Here is a 17490-nt window from a genome sequence, read left to right as displayed (position 1 = left end):
CGGGCTAGCTACCCTGGCAGCCGGGCCCGTGAAACAGGATTTGAGCATTCACTTCTTCGTAGGTGGCGCCTAGCGTTTTGCAGAGCACATCGAGCTTCCCGTACAGCGACTTATTGCGCAGCGCCAACGTCACGGTGCAGTTAGCCAGCGCCTTATTATCGAACACGATGTGCACGCCGTAGGCCGTTTCCAGCGCCGTCAGCACTTCCGGCACGGGCCGGTCGTCGAACACAAACGACTGCGACTTTAGCTGCACTGGCTGCGCCACCAGTTCGCGCTGTAGCTGCTGGCGTTCGGGCGAGTATACGGCTTGTTGGTTGGGCAGCACCACAATGGCGGCAGGCAGGGCTTTGCTGATCGGTGCATTAGCTACCACGCGCGGGCTCACGCGGACCCGGCCGGTTTTCACTTCTACTACCGCCTTCTTCTGCCCCTGATAGGCCTGCACTGTAAAGCTGGTGCCGAGCACGGTGGTCAGCATTTGGGCGGTGTAGACCTGAAATGGGCGCGTGGTATCGCGCTGCACTTTGAAAAAGGCTTTGCCCACCAAATACACCGGCCGCTGCTTAGCCCCAAACGTGCGCGGGTACTTCAACTGGCTACCCGGTGAAAGCTGCACCCGGCTGCTGTCGGGCAACGTAATATTGACGACCTGCTGGCTGGTGTTGGGATATACCACCCACTGGGCACTTGCTGTAGCTGTGGTTGCAACTGTTTGTGGTTTAGCTGCCGGCCAAAACTGCCAAGCCCCCAGCCCCAAGCCTAGCGCTACTACGGCCGCCGCAGCCCACCGCGCAACAGGCGCCGCAACCCACGATTGGTCTTCGGGGTCAGCTTCTTTTGTATTTATAGTTTGTTCGGCAATCCGGTTCCAGAGGTTCAGCCGAACGGTTTCCTGCTCTTCGGGCGTCAACCGCAACTCTCGCTCCTCCCCTACTGCCTGATACCAATTTTCTACCAAGCGCTTCTCTTCCGTAGTGCAAGTTCCCTGCTGATACCGCTCTAATACATCCCGTAAATCCGTCTGATTCATATAATAGCCATAGGTATTGAACCGACAGAACTCGGCGTCCATCCCTATAGTCGACCAACTGTGCTATACCCCTAGCCTGCCGTGAAAATTTTTCATAAAAAAGCCCAACTACTTGACGGCAATTGGGTGGCAGGCTTCTGCTAGAACTTATGAGAGCTAATACTAGAACGCTGTAGAAGCGCGATACTTCGCGTCTTGTCGTTGCTGACCTTGATAAGTAACCGATTGAAGCATGGACGATAAACAAACAAGAACGTCATGCTGAGCTTGCCGAAGCATCTCGCGTGCTGATGTTGCCAAGCTAACTGTCATGCTGAGCGCAGTGCAACGAAGCCTAAGCATCTCGCTCGACTCGTTGAACCTATAAAGGGTTTACCACACTAGCGAGATGCTTCGGCAAGCTCAGCATGACAACCTAAATAAGGAAAATTACTCGCCTGTGGCTACTGTCCACACACCCTAACTTCAGGTATACCGCTCTGACTGCGCGTGTGGCAAGTGTTACCAGAGATACACGAGCAGCACGGCAATAAAGTCGCGCAGGCTGACGCGCAACAGCTTCAGGGCGCGCGTAAGATGATACTCCACGGTTTTGCGAGAGAGGTTAAGCTGCCCGGCTATTTCGGGCACCGTTTGATGCTCGAACCGGCTCATCAGAAACACTTGCCGCGTGTGCTCCGGGAGTTGCGTCAGACTCGCTTCCAGAGCGCCCGATAAATCGTGGGCGGCTATGGTGTCTTCGGTGCTATGATCGGGCTCCGGCAGATGGGTGCGGCTGTAGTGCAAGTAGCCGGTTTCCGAGAGGCGCAACCTGATACTATCGATGATGCGGTAGCGGACAGCCGTAAACAAGTAGCTTTTGAGGTGCTGAATGTTGTTGGTTTGGCGCTTGTGCCAGAGGGCTGTAAACACGTCCTGCACCACTTCCTCGGCGGCTTCCCGCGAGTTGAGTTTGCCGTATGCTGCCTCCAGCAGCTGGTACCAATACCGCTCGTACATTTCGGCAAAAGCCCGCGTATCGCCCTCACTCATGGCGCGCACCAGAGCTTGATCATCCCACGCGGTGCGGGGCACGAGCAGCCTCACTTTTAGCCGCGGAGCGCGTGCCATTGGATGAGACCAGTTAACAAACAAACAGTAAAGTTTGAGGGCATGTCCTACAGGCAACAAAGGTGGGAAAGAGCCTAGACAAATCAATCGGGTGCCAACTTCAACGATTCTCCCGCGGCCAGGTTCTATTCGGGGAGGTACTACAGCTCAGTGTTCACGCACTGAATATAAAAACAACTAGCAACTGTTTTATACGCTGTCCAGCTTAAGACGGATAACAAATACTAGCCTGATTGCTGCGACTCGTTACCAATAGTTACTAGTAATTCGCCTTACGAAATGGAGTGAAGCTTCCGTTGCACTGACGTTACCAGCACCATTAGGCCGTCATGCTGAGCTTGCCGAAGCATCTCGCGTGCTGATGTCTGATTAGTAATCCAGCGTCAGCACGCGAGATGCTTCGACTGCGCTCAGCATGACGGTCATTTTGGCAACAGACACTTTCAGTAGACATAACCGTTCTTCTCGTTTGCTGTCTACGGCTCAGACTAAAGTCGAATAGCCTTGTTGCGGGCTGCTGCCGGAAGCAGTTTGTTGATGAGGCGGAAGTAAAAGGCATGTTCTACGCTAGGTTCGGAGTACCTTTGCCGAAGCATTTCGGCGGAAATCCGCCTTTTTTGAACAAGAACAAAATCTATTGGGTTGTCAGGCTTCGGTCAAGAAGGCCCGTTGCCACCTCCTATCTGCTGCGCCATCTGAGGCGCAGCCAATCTTTCCATGAAATCAAAATTTGCACTGATTCCCCTCACGTTGGGCGGGTTCGGCATCGGCATGACGGAATTCGTCATGATGGGCATTCTGCCTGATATAGCTAGCGCCATGCACATCACCATTCCCGAGGCGGGTCACTTCATTTCGGCGTATGCGCTAGGCGTAGTGGTGGGTGCGCCGTTGTTGGTAGCCCTCACGGGCAAGCTCCCGCCGAAGAAGATTCTGGCCTTGCTGATGGGCTTGTTTGCTATTGGCAATGGGTTGTCGTTGCTGGCTCCCAACTACCAACTTATGATCTTGACCCGGTTTATTTCCGGCTTGCCGCACGGTGCCTTCTTCGGGGTGGGCGCGGTGGTAGCGGGCCGCTTGGCCGAGCCAGGCAAGGAAGCACAGGCTATATCCATCATGTTTGCGGGCCTGACCATTGCCAACATTATCGGGGTGCCGATTGGCACCTATTTGGGCCATACTTACAGCTGGCGGATTCCTTTTGTGCTTATTGTGGTGGTGGCCCTGCTAACGGTGCTAAGCGTGTGGCGCTGGCTGCCCAACCTGTCGGCCAAGGAAAGCAACCTGCGGCAGGAGTTTCAGGCGTTTACCCACCTGGAGCCCTGGATGATTATAGGCATTACTATCCTCGGCAACGGGGGCTTCTTTGCGTGGTTCAGCTACATCGTGCCGCTGTTTACGGAGGTATCGGGCTTCAGCAACAACGCCGTTACGTTCTTGATGGTGCTGGCTGGCGTGGGTATGGCCCTCGGCAATATACTCGGCGGCTGGCTCACCGACCGGATGTCGCCGCTCCGGGCTACCACGTGGCTGCTGCTGGCTATGGCTACCTCCTTGCTGCTTATTCCTTTTGCGGCGCACTACCAGATTCCTACCGTCCTGATAACTATGCTGACGGGCGCTCTAGCCTTCTCGACGGCTGCTCCTATCCAAATGCTGATGATACGGTCGGCTAAAGGGTCCGAAATGCTGGCTTCTTCGCTTAGCCAGTCGGGCTTCAATACCGGCAACGCGCTAGGGGCTTACTTAGGCGGGCTGCCCATTGCGGCTGGCTTAGGCTACACCTCGCCCGAGTGGGTGGGAGCGGCATTGGTGGCAGGCGGCATCCTATTTTGCGTGGCCCTGGTCGCCAGACGGCGCAAGAAAGTGAAACTTGAGTTGGCGTTGCAGTAGCTCATATTCGGCGTTTGGGGTACCGGCAGCAAAGCTCCTATATTTAGCCAGCAGCCCCGTTTGCTTGGGCTGACGCCAATCCATGAAGCTGAAGTTTCTGCTGTTTCTAGTACCACTGCTGGCACTGGCTGTGTTAGCCTATCCACACCTACACAACCACTTCACGCGCTTCCAGCAAGCCCGCCGCGCCGACACGGAAGTAACGCGCATAGCACCCAAGCTTCACAACGGAGACCTAATTTTCCAGACGTCCACTTCCGCCCAAAGTCAGGCTATTCAGCTTGCCACGCACTCGCCTTATAGCCACTGCGGTATCCTGTTTGAACGCGGTGGCGAGTGGCGCGTGTTCGAAGCTGTACAGCCCGTAAGTGAAACTTCCCTGGCCCATTGGACAGCCCGAGGGAAAGGCGGCCGATTTGTGGTGAAGCGCCTCCACGACGCAGAAACCGTGCTTACCTCCTCTGCTCTACAGCGCCTGCAAGCCGCTGGTGAACAATACCGCGGCAAGAGCTACGACCTCTACTTCGGCTGGTCCGACGACCGAATCTACTGCTCGGAGTTGCTTTGGAAAATGTACCAGCAAGCGACAGGCCGCGAAATCGGTGAACTTCAAACGCTCCGCGAATTCGACCTCAGCCACCCCGCCGTGCAAGCCAAGCTGAAGGAGCGCTACGGCAACCGCATCCCGCTCACCGAAAAGGTCATTTCGCCAGTGCGCATGTTTGAGAGCAAGGAGTTGGTAGAGGTGCGGTGAGGGTCTCTATCTCGCTGCCGCCAAGCTGTCGTATTTCTCGTGAAACCGTTCTGGAATTTGATGCAAGTAGAAGGTCCCTTCTTCTGTAGCTAACGTTATGTCGCCGTCATTAATACCTCGCGACACGATTTCATAGCGCGTTTTATTCATCCACAATAGTGCTAACTTGTAAGAATCTGTACTATCGTTGAGCTGATGGATGGTAGTTTCTATCAAAGCACTATCAGCCGATTTTGCAGCGTAGTCTTTGTGCAGCCTGCCCGCAAGAGCCGCTCGAACAGCATTGGCTCCACGCAGGCTCGTGTTAGGGAAACACCAAGTAGTATTAGGCGGTGGCGGCTGAATAACAACCTCAGGCGGCACAAATTGGTATTGGCTTTTACCCCATACATAGCCAGCCATTAGTAGACCTACTGCTACTCCTAAAACAAAGAGTAAAGGATAGCCCAACCAGTTATCAATTCTTTTGCTCCGTATTGCCATGAGTTTCCTCTAGCTCATTTAAAAAGAAATTTTCACTTAATGTAACGCACATTGCTTGATGTGCGCTTCTCCCCTGCAACTCCCTAACTTAGCCCACGCTGCTCTGTTGTACAGCGGCTGACCGAAGGCACGCAACTCTGTGGCCTACTTTGGGGTTCTTGGTATTCTCACTCGCTATTCCTGTCTTTGATTTCCGTCGCTGCTTCTCCCTGGTTTATTCTGCTGTGCCTGGCTGCGGGCGCGGGCTATGCGGCTCTCTTATACTCAGCTAAGGCCCCTTGGAGCAAGGCGCTGAACCTCGGGCTAGCCGCACTGCGTTTTGTGGTGGTAAGCTTGCTGTGCTTTCTGCTGCTCTCGCCTTTCCTCAAAACCACCACCAATACCACCGAAAAGCCCACGCTGGTACTAGCCGTCGACAACTCGCAGTCGGTGGGGCTGTTCACGCCGCCGGCCGTGCTTGGGCAGGCCAAGACGGGGTTGCAACAGCTCACCGAAACGTTGCGCGGCCGGGGTTTCAACGTAGAAACCCGCACGCTCGGCGCTGCTACCACTCGCCCCGTAGCTCCCGATTCAGTGCGTTTCACCGCCGATGCTACCAACTTAGATGCGCTGCTCACAGGTGTGCGAGAAACCTATGATGGCCGCAATTTGGCGGGCGTGGTGCTCGTCTCCGATGGTATTGTCAACCAGGGCCGCTCCCCCGCTTACTCTGAGTTCAACTTCCCGATCTACTCAGTGGCCGTGGGCGACACACTGCCTAAGAAAGACCTGAACCTGCCCACACTGAACTACAACCGGGTGGCGTTTAGCGGCAACAAGTTCCCTATTGAAGCTGAGGTGACATATGATGGGTTTGCGGGCGGTACGGCCGTGGTGCAACTACGCGAGAATGGCCGTGTGCTGCAAACGCAGCGCGTCCGCCTGCCGGTTGGCCAGCGCCGCACCAAAACTACCTTCACCCTCATAGCTCCCGCCCCCGGCAAGCGCCGCTACGAAGTGGTGGTCTCAACCCAAGCCGGCGAGTTCACGACGCTCAACAACAGCAAGTTTGCTTACATCGAGATTGTGAAAGGCAAGCTGCGGGTGCTGCTGGCCGGCGCGGCCCCCCACCCCGATTTGAAGGCCTTGCGAGCGGCTATCCAGCAGAACGACAACTTCGACCTCGTGACGTACCTGCCCGGCATCAGCCCGCTCAAAAGCCAGGACTACGATGTAGCTATTCTGCACCAGCTGCCCGCGCGGACCGGCGAGGGCGCGGAAGTACTGGCGCAAGTGCGGAGCCGTCGTATCCCGACCCTCTACATCTTGGGGGGGCAGTCCGATTTCAACGCCTACAACGGCATGGGCGCGGGCCTTACGGTGCTGCCCCGCGGCTCGCAAACCGACGAGGTAACGCCCGTGCTCAACCCGAGCTTTTCACGGTTCACTTTCGAGGAAGACGCGCTCCGCCGCTTCACCTCCTACCCGCCCGCGCCCGTACCGTTCGGCGACATTCGCCTGAGTGGTGGGGCCGAAGCCGCCTTGTATCAGCAAGTGGGCCGCCTCCGCACGCAAAAGCCGCTGTTGGTTTTTGGCGGCACGGCAGCCCAACGCCAGGCCACACTGCTCACGGAGGGCAGCTGGCAGTGGCGCTTGCAAGAAGCCGTAGAGCACGACGACCGGCCCGACGCTTACGACCGGCTCATTGTCCGCACGTTGCAGCTACTCACCCAGAACGCCAACAAAAAGCGCCTCGACGTGTACCCCACACAGGATGCGTTCAGCACTCAGGATGACGTAACCTTCGGTGCCGAAACCTACAACGCTATTTTCGAGCGTACCTACGGCCAGCAAATCACACTCACCCTCACCGACGAGCAGCAGAAAACTCGCACCTTCAGCTATACCAATTCCGAAGACGGCGCCCCCCTGCACATCGGCTCCTTGCCGGGCGGCCTCTACCGCTACGCGGCCCGCGCCAACCTCAACGGCCAGCCCCAGCAAGACCGGGGCGAGCTGCTAATTCAGGAGCAGCAACTAGAAGCCCTCGACGCCCGCGCCGACCACAACCTGCTCTACCAACTCGCGCGCCGCAGCGGTTCCCGGCTGTATTACCCGCAGCAGTTCGCCCAGCTCACTCAGGACATCTTGAAGGCCGATTACAAACCCGTCATCTACTCCCAGGAAGACCTAAAGGACCTCATCAACCTGAAATGGCTGTTCTTCCTGATTCTGGCCCTTGTGACGGTGGAGTGGGCCACACGCAAGTACTCGGGCGGCGTGTAGTGCCTTCAGAAAGAGGGAATAAGTATTAAAGCTTCAAAAGCTAGTTTCCCTTCTTAAATGAGGCGGGTTTTGGAATGTAGTTGACCAACCAACATAAGCACGATCCACCAGAACGTCATGCTGAGCTTGCCGAAGCATCTCGCGTGCTGACGTTGCCATGCTAAATGATTTGACCACACTAGCGAGATGCTTCGACTTCGGCTGCGCCTCCGCTCAGCATGACAGCTACTTTGGCAATGTCAGCACGCGAGATGCTTCGGCAAGCTCAGCATGACCGTAGGAACAAACAATGAGTTGAGTAGTAACCAAGCCAATTACAAATAAGCGCGAATCAATTAAAGTAGAAATGGCCTTAGTGCGTCCTCACTGTTGATTCACTCAACCATTCTATGAAACTACGAGTTATCCTGACGGGCGCCAGTGGCATGGTCGGCGAAGGCGTACTGCTTGAATGCCTCCGCAACCCCGAGGTCGAGCAGGTTTTGGTCCTTGGCCGCCGGGCTAGTGGCATCACGCATCCGAAAGTAAAAGAGCTGCTGCACGCCGACTTTCAAAACCTCTCAGCAATTGGAACGCAGTTGGTGGGCTTCAATGCCTGCTTTTATTGCGCGGGCATCTCGTCGGTAGGCGTGACCAAGCAGGAGTACGAGCGTATCACGTACGATCTTACACTGCATGTAGCCGAAACACTGGTGCGCCTCAATCCGAACATGACCTTTGTGTTTGTGTCCGGCGTGGGCACCGATAGTCGTGAAAAAAGCACTCAGCATTGGGCCCGGGTGAAAGGCCGCACCGAAAATGCACTCCTGCGCCTCCCGTTCCGGCATGCGTATATGTTCCGGCCCGGCTTTATGCGGGCTACGCCGGGGCAGCGCAATGTGCTGAAGCTCTATAAGTATTTAGGCTGGCTGTATCCGATTATGCGGAAACTGACCCCTAACCTGGTATCCACTATGAGCGAAGTGGGCGTGGCGATGATAAAAGCAGCGCAAGAAGGCTATCCAAAATCAATATTGGAAGTGCGCGACATGGTGGCGCTGGCCCATGGCAAAGTGGCCAAGGGCTGATGAGAAAACCCGTAAAGATCTTTTTCATGGCATCGAGCAGCATTGTTGGCGTCCTACTGATGGCTGCGGTGGCCTTCGTAAGTATTAGTCCCGAGTTTGGCGGCAAGCCCACCAAAGCCGATAAGCAGATGTATGCCAAGTCGGGGCACTACGAGGACGGCGAGTTTAAGAACCTCGTTCCAACCGTCGAGCTAACGGGCGGCAGCATGGTGAAGGTGCTATGGAAGTTCCTTTTCCGCAAAGAGCCCAACGCACGTCCTCCGGGCCCGCTACCGATGCAGCAATTGGATTCGCTCACCATTGTGCGCAAAACACCGGACTTGTTGCGCGTGACGTGGTTTGGGCACTCGGCTAGCTTGGTGGAACTGGCCGGCAAAAACATCCTGCTCGACCCCATGCTCAGTATCGACCTTGGACCGAGCGCCTGGCTAACCCCACCCCGCTACAACGCCACGCTGCCCATCACGCCCGAACAGCTACCACCCATCGACGCCGTGCTGATTTCGCACGACCACTACGACCACCTCGACTACCAAACCATCCGGCGCATCAAAAGCAAAGTGGCGCATTTCTACGTGCCTTTAGGTATTGGGCCGCACCTGCGCAAGTGGGGTGTAGCACCGGAGCGCATCACCGAAATGAATTGGGGCGACGAAGCCCAGCTGCCCGGCCTCACGGTGGTGTGCACGCCTAGCCGCCATTTCTCGGGGCGCGGCCTCACCAACCGCAATTCCACACTTTGGAGTTCGTGGGTTCTCAAATCGGATTCCAAACGGGTGTTCTACAGCGGCGACGGAGGCTACAGTCCGCACTTCAAGGCCATTGGCGCCACCCATGGCCCCTTCGATCTGGCTCTGATAGAGTGCGGCCAATATGATCAGCAATGGTCCCAAATTCATATGATGCCCGAGCAGAGCGTGCAAGCCGCCGTTGACGTGCGCGGGAAAGTGATGCTACCCGTACATTGGGCAGCCTTTACCGAAGCCAACCACGCTTGGACTGACCCAATCGAGCGGGCCACCGCCGCGGCCATGCGTTTGCATATACCGGTCACTACTCCAAGGCTCGGCGAACCTGTCGTAGTAGGCAGCGGGCCCTTACCTAGCTCACCGTGGTGGCGGCAAGTACAGTAAAGCGCATAAGGCTAATCAGATAGTTATGTTGTGCGCCGGCGCAGCCGGAGTTGAAGCATCCATCTTACGTTCTGACGTTATAAGGTACTGTCATGCTGAGCGCAGTCGAAGCATCTCGCGTGCTGACGTTGTGGTGCTGACCCAATAATTCTAGCGAGATGCTTCGGTCCCTGGCTTGATACGCCACATGCTCAGGTTGACGGCTGGTATGACAACGGCTATCAACTGGAAATCACGGGAAAACTGCAAAACGCCCGCAAGCCGCGTACCTTTGTAGCATGCGCTACATTCTGGTCAACAAACCCTACGAAGTCCTCACCCAATTCACCGACGAGCAAGGCCGTGCCACGCTCAAGGACCTCGTGGCCGTTCCTAACATTTACCCCGTCGGGCGGCTGGATTTCGACTCCGAGGGCCTCGTGCTCCTCACCGACGACAAGCAGCTTCAGCACCGACTTTCCGAGCCCCGCTTTAAAGTAGCCAAGACCTATTGGGTACAGGTGGAAGGCATTCCTACCGAAGAAGCCCTCGAAACATTGCGCCGCGGCGTAGATATCAAGAGCGGATTCACCTCCCCTGCCGAAGCCCGTTTACTACCCAACGACACCGAGTTGTGGCCCCGCAGCAAGCCCGTCCGCTTTCGGGCGAGTATTCCTACCAGCTGGATTGAAATAACGATTTCGCAGGGCATGAACCGCCAAGTGCGCAAGATGACGGCTGCCGTGGGCTTCCCTACCTTGCGGCTGGTGCGCGTAGGTATTGCCGGCTTGCGGGTGGAAGGCCTAGCGCCCGGCAAATGGCGCGAGCTAACCGACCAAGAAGTACAGGCGCTGAAAGAAGACATGGCTGCCCAAACGGCGGCAGCTGGCACTTTTAAAACGCCTGGTAAATCAGACACCTTTTGGCCCGGCGGCATTCGTCCTGCCAGCGCTAAGCCGGGGCAAAACAGCGCGGGTGGTTACAGCCGCGGCGGTTTTGGCGGTGCCGGCAACTCAAAAGCAACCGGAGGTGATGCCCGCTCGGCTGGCACTCGCGGTTCTGGTCGCAATAGCAGTGGTGGCACCTTCAAGGCGAAACCTACCGGCAAGCCAGCCAGCGACAAAACAACGCCCGGCAAAACCGGCAGCAAGCCTGGTCCCAAATCGGCAGGGCGCGGTAGCGCGGGTCCGAATAGTCGGGGCGGCGCCGGGCGTAAGCCAGGCCCCGCTGGCAGCGGCCGTAACGGACGTGGCTAATGAGCGAAACCTCTTCTCGTAAACCCCGGCGCTTCCGGCAACTGCTGTTGCTGGCGGCGTTGGGGTTTCTGCTTGTCAATGCCGTAGCGTTTTTCCATGCTTGGCGCTTCACACACTTTACCATCGAAGCCGGCACCCATACCGACAACCCCGAGCAACTGACGCCGCTACAGAAAGTGGGGATTCTACTTACTGGTATCAAGAACCCGAAACCTCGCAACCACACCATCCCAAGTTTTCCCTATCGCACGGTTTACCTCAACAGTTCCAATGGCCGCCTGGAAGCTTGGTACGGTCCGGTGCCACACCCGCGGGGCACGGTGGCGCTGTTTCACGGCTACGCCAGCTGCAAAAGCAAGCTCCTAACAGAAGCCGCCTACTTCCGAAGACTCGGCTACTCAGTGCTCCTGACCGATTTTGCCGGCAACGGCGGCTCCACGGGCAATGTCTGCACCGTGGGTCACCATGAAGCCGCCGACGTGGCTGCCGTGACGCGCTGGCTGCAGCGGCGGCCCGGCCCGGTGGTGCTCTACGGCAACTCCATGGGCGCCGAAGCCATCTTGCGTGCCGAAAGTGAGCTAGGTGTACGCCCCACGGCCAACCTTGTGGAATGCCCCTACGGCAGCATGCTGCAAACGGCTTCCAACCGTTTCCAATCCATGCATGTCCCACCGTTCCCGCTGGCCAATCTGCTGGTGTTTTGGGGCGGAGTACAAAACAACTTTTGGGCGTTTGATTTAGATGCCACCCATTTCGCCACTAATATCAGCACTCCTACCCTCTTTATGTGGGGCGAAGCCGACCCGCGCGTAATGCGTCAGGAAACCGACGCCATCTTTGCCAACCTGCGCGGCCCCAAGCAACGCCAGGACTTCCCTGATGCCGGCCACGAGCCCTATTGGCGCAAGAACAAACAGCTGTGGGAACAGACGCTGGCGGAGTTTTTGGCGAAGCAATAGCATCAAGTTTCGGTTTGGTGGCATCTATCCTGTCCCTGTGGCAGAATATGCTGCATCACAAAGTTTCGCGGAAGTCAGTCCGTCGGACAAACCGCACGGCACACCTTCAAAAATGACAATCTGTCACAAATAAAGGCATTTGCCGCGGCTGGTACGAGCCTTGTAATTCCCCCCGTGCGAATGATTCGCAGCTACAACCTGACACCTCAACTAATACATAACAACCATCCAAATGGGCAAAATAATCGGTATTGACCTCGGAACCACCAACTCGTGCGTGGCCGTAATGGAAGGCAACGAGCCGGTGGTAATTCCGAACAGCGAAGGCCGGCGGACGACTCCGTCTATTGTGGCTTTCCTGGACAACGGTAAGGGCGAGCGGAAAGTCGGTGACCCGGCAAAACGTCAAGCCATTACCAACCCTACGAACACCATTCAGTCGATTAAGCGCTTCATGGGCCGTGCCTTTGGCGAAGTGACTGAAGAGGCTAAAAACGTATCCTACGCGCTAGAGCGCGGTTCCAATAACACGGTGGCCGTGAAGATTGGCGACCGTCAGTACACGCCGCAGGAGATTTCGGCTATGGTGCTTCAGAAAATGAAGCAAACGGCTGAAGACTACCTCGGCCAGACTGTAACGGAAGCCGTTATTACGGTACCTGCTTACTTCAACGACGCACAGCGCCAAGCTACCAAAGAAGCCGGTGCTATTGCTGGCCTCGACGTAAAACGCATCATCAACGAGCCTACTGCCGCTGCTCTGGCCTACGGCCTCGATAAAAAGCACACCGACCAGAAGATTGCCGTGTACGACCTTGGTGGTGGTACCTTCGATATCTCTATCTTGGAGCTCGGCGACGGTGTGTTTGAAGTACTGAGCACCAACGGTGACACCCACCTCGGTGGTGACGACTTCGACCAAGTAATCATCAACTTCTTGGCTGAAACTTTCGCCAGCGAAAACGAAGGCCTCGACCTGCGCAAAGATGCAATGGCTCTGCAGCGCTTGAAAGAAGCTGCCGAGAAAGCCAAAGTAGAGTTGTCTTCGTCGACTGAGACGGAAATCAACCTGCCCTACGTAACTGCCACGGCTTCGGGTCCGAAGCACTTGGTGGTGAAACTGAGCCGCGCTAAGTTCGAGCAACTCGCCGACAACCTGGTTCGTCGTTCGATGGAGCCCGTGAAGAAGGCTCTGCAAGATGCTGGCTTGAGCACGTCGGATATCAACGAGGTTATCCTCGTAGGTGGTTCGACCCGCATTCCGCGCATCCAAGAAGAAGTAGAGAAGTTCTTCGGTAAGAAGCCTTCGAAAGGTGTGAACCCCGACGAAGTAGTGGCCATCGGTGCTGCTATCCAGGGTGGAGTACTGACCGGTGAAGTGAAGGATGTGCTCCTGCTCGACGTGACCCCGCTTTCGTTGGGTATCGAGACGATGGGCGGCGTTATGACCAAGCTCATCGAGTCGAATACGACCATTCCTACCAAGAAGTCGGAGACTTTCTCGACGGCTTCCGACAACCAGCCTTCGGTGGAAATCCACGTGTTGCAAGGCGAGCGTCCGCTGGCTTCGCAGAACCGCACCATCGGCCGCTTCCACCTCGACTCGATTCCACCAGCACCCCGCGGCGTACCGCAAATCGAAGTAACCTTCGACATTGACGCCAACGGTATCCTGCATGTATCAGCTAAAGACAAAGGCACTGGCAAAGAGCAGAAAATCCGCATCGAAGCTTCGTCGGGCCTCACCGACGCCGACATCGAGCGGATGCGCAACGAAGCCGCAGCCAACGCCGAAGCCGACAAGGCAGAGACCGAGCGTATCGGCAAAATCAACGCTGCTGACTCGATGATCTTCCAGACCGAGAAGCAACTCAAAGAGTACGGCGACAAACTAAGCGCTGGCAACAAGACGGCCGTTGAAAATGCCCTCGGCGACCTCAAAAAGGCCCACGAGAGCAAAGACATCAGCCAGATTGACACCGCTATGGAGGCTATCAACGCTGCTTGGCAGGCTGCCTCGCAAGAGATGTACGCTGCCACCCAAGGTGGTGCCGACGGCCAGCCCGGTGCCGACGGTGGTAACCCCTTCGGTGGTGGTCAGCCAAACGGCAATGGCCAGCAAGGTCAGCCCCACGACAACGTAACCGACGTGGATTACGAAGAAGTAGGCACCAAGTAATAACTGCTCTTCACTAAGTAAAAAAGGGCCGGAAGCATATAGCTTCCGGCCCTTTTTTGTTGCGTGTAGCTTCAAGTTAGCTTGTCACCTTCTTTGCCTCTTCAGCATTAGTTACCTCTTCCAACTCTTCCTCTACTTCTTCTTCGAAGCCTTCCCGAATTTTTTCGTTGGCTTCCTGGTAGTCGTCGGCGTCGGCTTGTTCGGCATTTTCTTCCTGTACCTTTTTGTCGTAGGGCTCATAGCTAAGCTTGATATAGATAGGAAAGTGGTCGGAGCCAACGTAAGGCAAGCGCTGAATGTCATCGACCTTAAAGTCGGGCGATACAAACACGTGGTCGAGGGGCCACCGTAGAGCTAAGTAGTCGGCGTGAAACGTGGGAAGCAAGCCTCTGCCTACGCGAGGGTCCATCAGTCCGCTTATCCGCCGAAATAATTCAGACGTGTGCGACCAGGCCACATCGTTCATGTCCCCGAACACAATAGTGGGCTCTTCGTGCTCATTTATTTCCTTGCCAACTAGTAATAATTCTGCATCGCGCTTGGTACTGGTTTTAGATTCGGCAGGTGCTGGTGGCTTGGGATGCAGCCCGTAGAGGCGCACCCATGTTTTGCCATCGGGCAATTGGATACGCGTGTGCAGCGAGGGCACATCATCGTCGAGCAGATATTTCACTTGGCATCCTTCCAATGGCAGCCGGGAGAAGAACAGCAGTCCGTAGGTGTTGTCGAGTGGCTCGTGGCAGGTATACGGGTGTGTTTTTTCCAAGGGCTTCAACTCCTTATGCCACCACTCATCCGTCTCAACCGCCATAATAACGTCGGGGTCTACTTGCTGAAGCACACGTAATGCCATGTCACTGTGCTTGTTGTACTGTAGCACGTTCATCACGGCCAGGCTTATGTGCTTTTGCCCATCCTTTAAGGTACTGTCGCCCACCTGCTTTTTCACGATGCGAGTGTAAGGCGCAATTCGCACCGATTGATAGAGCACCACCGCGCCGAGTGCGGTCATCAGTCCTAAACCCGCCAAGCCCGGCAGATGATGCCAGTCGAGCAGCCAAGCAGCCATGACCACGAGTAGCGTTACGCCCACAATCTGCAAACGGGGAAAGTCAAACACCCGAATCCACCAGGCCGTTTGGCGCAACAGTGGCAAGAGGGTGGCTACCACTGCCAGTACAGCTAGCAGCAACGTAAGGCCATGTGCCAGTAAAATCCAGATTGGGGCGTCGAGGGTGGGCACGGGTGAGGTATAAGAGGTGTGTGGGAACGAGGAACAGAGCAGTGGCAATAGCACTTTGCAAGTACCACGCCACGGTAATATAAGGTCGGCTGCTAAATGCTCGTCTGTACGCTGACGGAGCGTTACGGTTGACTTACCAAACATAACATTTTCCTGAATTGCTGCTTCTGCGCGGGCGTGTACCTTTGCATAGTTTCGCACCGGCCTCTCCTGTATGGAAATTCTACTCGCCACCTTCACTACCCTGTTTTCGGTCGTCAATCCGTTCGGGGCTATGCCCGTGTTTCTGACGCTGACGGAAGAAGACACGCCCACCGAGCGTGCCAACGTAGGCCTCCGGGCGTGCTTCTACATGATTGGGGTATTGTCGGTATCGTTTTTTGCGGGACAGTACGTGCTCAACTTTTTTGGCATCAATATCCACCACCTGCGCATAGCGGGCGGCATCTTGCTCATGCGCTCTGCCTTTGACCTGCTCACGCCGGGCGGCAACCGCTCGAAAGTTTCAGAGGCTACGCTGGAAGAAAGCATGCACAAAGACGATATTTCTTTCACGCCGCTGGCCATGCCCATGCTGTCGGGTCCCGGCTCGATGGCGGTGTGCATCGGGTTGTTTACCGAGAAGCTTAGCTACCTCGATATGGGCCTGATTGTGCTAGGATTTGTGCTGGTGGCACTGGCCGCCTACATCATTCTGATGTCGTCTTTGCGGCTCACTCGGTTTCTGGGGCGGCCGGGTATGGCAGCCTTGGCGCGCATTATGGGTTTTATCACGCTGGCTATCGGCGTCAACTTTTTAGCTACAGCTATCAAGGCGCTGTTTCAAGAGTAAAAGTGCCAGCTAGCTTGGTGTAGCGTATAGGCTTAGATTGCCTTGCTTAGTTTAACGTCTGCTTGCCAGGATAATTTCGGAGTTACGACGCTGTTCTGACGAGCTCGGCCGTAGCTACTCGCTAATACGTACTCCGAGGACTTTTGCTGCCGGATTGTGTGGTACCTTGCGCCCGATTTCTCTGCCACTGCGCTTCTTATGCTCAAAAACGACCTTCTCCTCCGTGCCGCCCGCGGCGAAGAAACCGAACGTACCCCCGTGTGGCTGATGCGCCAGGCGGGTCGCATCCTACCCGAATACCGTGCCCTGCGAGGCCGCCTCAGCGGTTTCAAGGAGTTGGTAGAAACGCCGGCTCTGGCCGCCGAAGTAACCATTCAGCCCGTTGACGCACTGAATGTAGATGCCGCCATCATCTTCTCCGATATTCTGGTGGTCCCCGAAGCCATGGGCCTCACCTATGAAATGGTAGAAGCCAGGGGCCCGCTTTTCCCCGAAACCATCAAAACCGCGCAAGATATAGCCCGCATGCGCGTTGCCGACCCGGAAGAGCACCTTGGCTACGTGCTGGAAGCTATCCGCGTCACTAAGCGGGCCCTTAATGGACGGGTGCCGCTCATCGGTTTTGCCGGTGCTCCCTGGACTATTCTGGCTTACATGGTGGAAGGGCACGGCTCGAAAACCTTCAGTAAAGCGCGCCGGATGCTGTATGCCGAGCCTGCCTTGGCGCACGAACTGCTCGCCAAAATTACCGCTACTACCATTGCTTACCTGAAAGCGCAAGTAGAAGCGGGTGCCAACATCGTGCAGGTGTTTGACTCGTGGGCCGGGATACTGCCGCCCGCGCACTATCAAGAGTTCAGCACGCGCTACATAGCTGAAATTTGCCGGGCCATTCCCGAGGTGCCCGTTACGGTATTTGCCAAAGGCGCTTTCTGGGCCGTGGAAGATTTTGCGCAGCTCCCCTGCCGTACCATTGGCCTCGACTGGAACCAGGATGCCCGCGCCGTTCGCCCACTAGTCGGCGACAAAACGTTGCAAGGCAACCTCGACCCCTGCGCCCTCTACGGCTCGCGCGAGCAAGTGCGCGCCGCTACTATTGCCATGCTCGACCAGTTCGGCCCGCACCGTCACATTGCCAACCTCGGCCACGGCGTTTACCCCGACACCAACCCCGACAATGTGAAGGTATTTATCGAAACAGTGAAGGAGTACAGCCCGAAACTGCGCTAACTATCGACGCCTTGGCGACTTCAGCTTTGTTTGCCAACAACGCAGCCCATTACAAAGTGGGCTGCGTTTTATTT

At 56.2% G+C, this 17490-nt stretch carries 14 protein-coding genes; 10 read left to right on the top strand and 4 right to left on the bottom strand.

Going from position 1 to position 17490, the window contains the following annotated elements:
* Nucleotides 1-4 precede the first annotated feature (4 nt).
* Both P1X16_RS03430 and P1X16_RS03425 read right to left on the bottom strand, forming a co-directional pair.
* A complete protein-coding gene (locus tag P1X16_RS03430; protein WP_277226369.1) occupies nucleotides 5-1033 on the bottom strand; it encodes a FecR domain-containing protein in 1029 nt (342 codons plus the stop codon).
* Between the two features lie 501 nt (nucleotides 1034-1534).
* On the bottom strand, nucleotides 1535-2143 hold the full coding sequence (locus P1X16_RS03425; protein WP_277226368.1) for an RNA polymerase sigma-70 factor: 609 nt from the start codon (nucleotides 2141-2143) through the stop codon (nucleotides 1535-1537).
* A 717-nt stretch (nucleotides 2144-2860) separates the two neighbouring features.
* Here P1X16_RS03425 and P1X16_RS03420 point away from each other — a divergent pair.
* Both P1X16_RS03420 and P1X16_RS03415 read left to right on the top strand, forming a co-directional pair.
* Nucleotides 2861-4036 (top strand): MFS transporter, encoded by a 1176-nt coding sequence (locus P1X16_RS03420; RefSeq protein WP_277226366.1) that lies wholly within the window; start codon nucleotides 2861-2863, stop codon nucleotides 4034-4036.
* An 82-nt stretch (nucleotides 4037-4118) separates the two neighbouring features.
* Nucleotides 4119-4790: a YiiX family permuted papain-like enzyme gene (locus P1X16_RS03415; protein ID WP_277226364.1), complete on the top strand. Its 672-nt coding sequence runs from the start codon at nucleotides 4119-4121 to the stop codon at nucleotides 4788-4790.
* 6 nt (nucleotides 4791-4796) lie between these two features.
* On the opposite strand, the gene P1X16_RS03410 is transcribed toward P1X16_RS03415, so the two are convergent.
* Nucleotides 4797-5273, bottom strand: a complete 477-nt coding sequence (locus P1X16_RS03410) for a hypothetical protein (RefSeq protein WP_277226362.1) — start codon at nucleotides 5271-5273, stop codon at nucleotides 4797-4799.
* Between the two features lie 186 nt (nucleotides 5274-5459).
* Between P1X16_RS03410 and P1X16_RS03405 the strand changes: the two genes are divergently transcribed.
* From P1X16_RS03405 to dnaK, 6 genes are all read left to right on the top strand, one after another.
* Nucleotides 5460-7538: a VWA domain-containing protein gene (locus P1X16_RS03405; RefSeq protein ID WP_277226360.1), complete on the top strand. Its 2079-nt coding sequence runs from the start codon at nucleotides 5460-5462 to the stop codon at nucleotides 7536-7538.
* A gap of 389 nt (nucleotides 7539-7927) precedes the next feature.
* A complete protein-coding gene (locus P1X16_RS03400; protein ID WP_277226359.1) occupies nucleotides 7928-8605 on the top strand; it encodes an NAD-dependent epimerase/dehydratase family protein in 678 nt (225 codons plus the stop codon).
* Complete coding sequence (locus P1X16_RS03395) at nucleotides 8605-9738, top strand: MBL fold metallo-hydrolase (RefSeq protein ID WP_277226357.1); 1134 nt, start codon at nucleotides 8605-8607, stop codon at nucleotides 9736-9738. The genes P1X16_RS03400 and P1X16_RS03395 overlap by 1 nt, the downstream gene beginning before the upstream one ends.
* 278 nt (nucleotides 9739-10016) lie before the next feature.
* Nucleotides 10017-10973, top strand: coding sequence for a pseudouridine synthase (locus P1X16_RS03390; RefSeq protein WP_277226356.1), 957 nt, complete (start codon nucleotides 10017-10019; stop codon nucleotides 10971-10973).
* Nucleotides 10973-11932: an alpha/beta fold hydrolase gene (locus P1X16_RS03385; protein WP_277226354.1), complete on the top strand. Its 960-nt coding sequence runs from the start codon at nucleotides 10973-10975 to the stop codon at nucleotides 11930-11932. The genes P1X16_RS03390 and P1X16_RS03385 overlap by 1 nt, the downstream gene beginning before the upstream one ends.
* 232 nt (nucleotides 11933-12164) lie before the next feature.
* Nucleotides 12165-14111, top strand: coding sequence for a molecular chaperone DnaK (dnaK, locus tag P1X16_RS03380; RefSeq protein WP_277226352.1), 1947 nt, complete (start codon nucleotides 12165-12167; stop codon nucleotides 14109-14111).
* Nucleotides 14112-14187: 76 nt separating this feature from the next.
* On the opposite strand, the gene P1X16_RS03375 is transcribed toward dnaK, so the two are convergent.
* Complete coding sequence (locus P1X16_RS03375; RefSeq protein ID WP_277226350.1) at nucleotides 14188-15354, bottom strand: endonuclease/exonuclease/phosphatase family protein; 1167 nt, start codon at nucleotides 15352-15354, stop codon at nucleotides 14188-14190.
* Nucleotides 15355-15568: 214 nt separating this feature from the next.
* On the opposite strand from P1X16_RS03375, the gene P1X16_RS03370 reads away from it, so the two are divergent.
* Nucleotides 15569-16186: a MarC family protein gene (locus P1X16_RS03370; RefSeq protein WP_277226349.1), complete on the top strand. Its 618-nt coding sequence runs from the start codon at nucleotides 15569-15571 to the stop codon at nucleotides 16184-16186.
* A gap of 198 nt (nucleotides 16187-16384) precedes the next feature.
* The gene (gene hemE / locus P1X16_RS03365; protein WP_277226347.1) at nucleotides 16385-17416 is read left to right on the top strand and encodes a uroporphyrinogen decarboxylase; all 1032 of its coding nucleotides are present in this window, start codon (nucleotides 16385-16387) and stop codon (nucleotides 17414-17416) included.
* Nucleotides 17417-17490 lie beyond the last annotated feature (74 nt).

The organism is Hymenobacter sp. YC55, assembly GCF_029433095.1.
GTDB lineage: Bacteria > Bacteroidota > Bacteroidia > Cytophagales > Hymenobacteraceae > Hymenobacter.
This window is presented reverse-complemented; position numbering and strand designations above follow the sequence as displayed.

Bases quoted from the DNA above. Each gene is read 5' to 3' on its own strand.
- P1X16_RS03390 (WP_277226356.1), top strand. From the start codon at position 10,017: ATGCGCTACATTCTGGTCAACAAACCCTACGAAGTCCTCACCCAATTC.
- P1X16_RS03410 (WP_277226362.1), bottom strand. From the start codon at position 5,273: ATGGCAATACGGAGCAAAAGAATTGATAACTGGTTGGGCTATCCTTTA.
- P1X16_RS03370 (WP_277226349.1), top strand. From the start codon at position 15,569: ATGGAAATTCTACTCGCCACCTTCACTACCCTGTTTTCGGTCGTCAAT.
- dnaK (WP_277226352.1), top strand. From the start codon at position 12,165: ATGGGCAAAATAATCGGTATTGACCTCGGAACCACCAACTCGTGCGTG.
- P1X16_RS03415 (WP_277226364.1), top strand. From the start codon at position 4,119: ATGAAGCTGAAGTTTCTGCTGTTTCTAGTACCACTGCTGGCACTGGCT.
- P1X16_RS03385 (WP_277226354.1), top strand. From the start codon at position 10,973: ATGAGCGAAACCTCTTCTCGTAAACCCCGGCGCTTCCGGCAACTGCTG.
- P1X16_RS03400 (WP_277226359.1), top strand. From the start codon at position 7,928: ATGAAACTACGAGTTATCCTGACGGGCGCCAGTGGCATGGTCGGCGAA.
- P1X16_RS03420 (WP_277226366.1), top strand. From the start codon at position 2,861: ATGAAATCAAAATTTGCACTGATTCCCCTCACGTTGGGCGGGTTCGGC.
- hemE (WP_277226347.1), top strand. From the start codon at position 16,385: ATGCTCAAAAACGACCTTCTCCTCCGTGCCGCCCGCGGCGAAGAAACC.
- P1X16_RS03395 (WP_277226357.1), top strand. From the start codon at position 8,605: ATGAGAAAACCCGTAAAGATCTTTTTCATGGCATCGAGCAGCATTGTT.
- P1X16_RS03430 (WP_277226369.1), bottom strand. From the start codon at position 1,033: ATGAATCAGACGGATTTACGGGATGTATTAGAGCGGTATCAGCAGGGA.
- P1X16_RS03425 (WP_277226368.1), bottom strand. From the start codon at position 2,143: ATGGCACGCGCTCCGCGGCTAAAAGTGAGGCTGCTCGTGCCCCGCACC.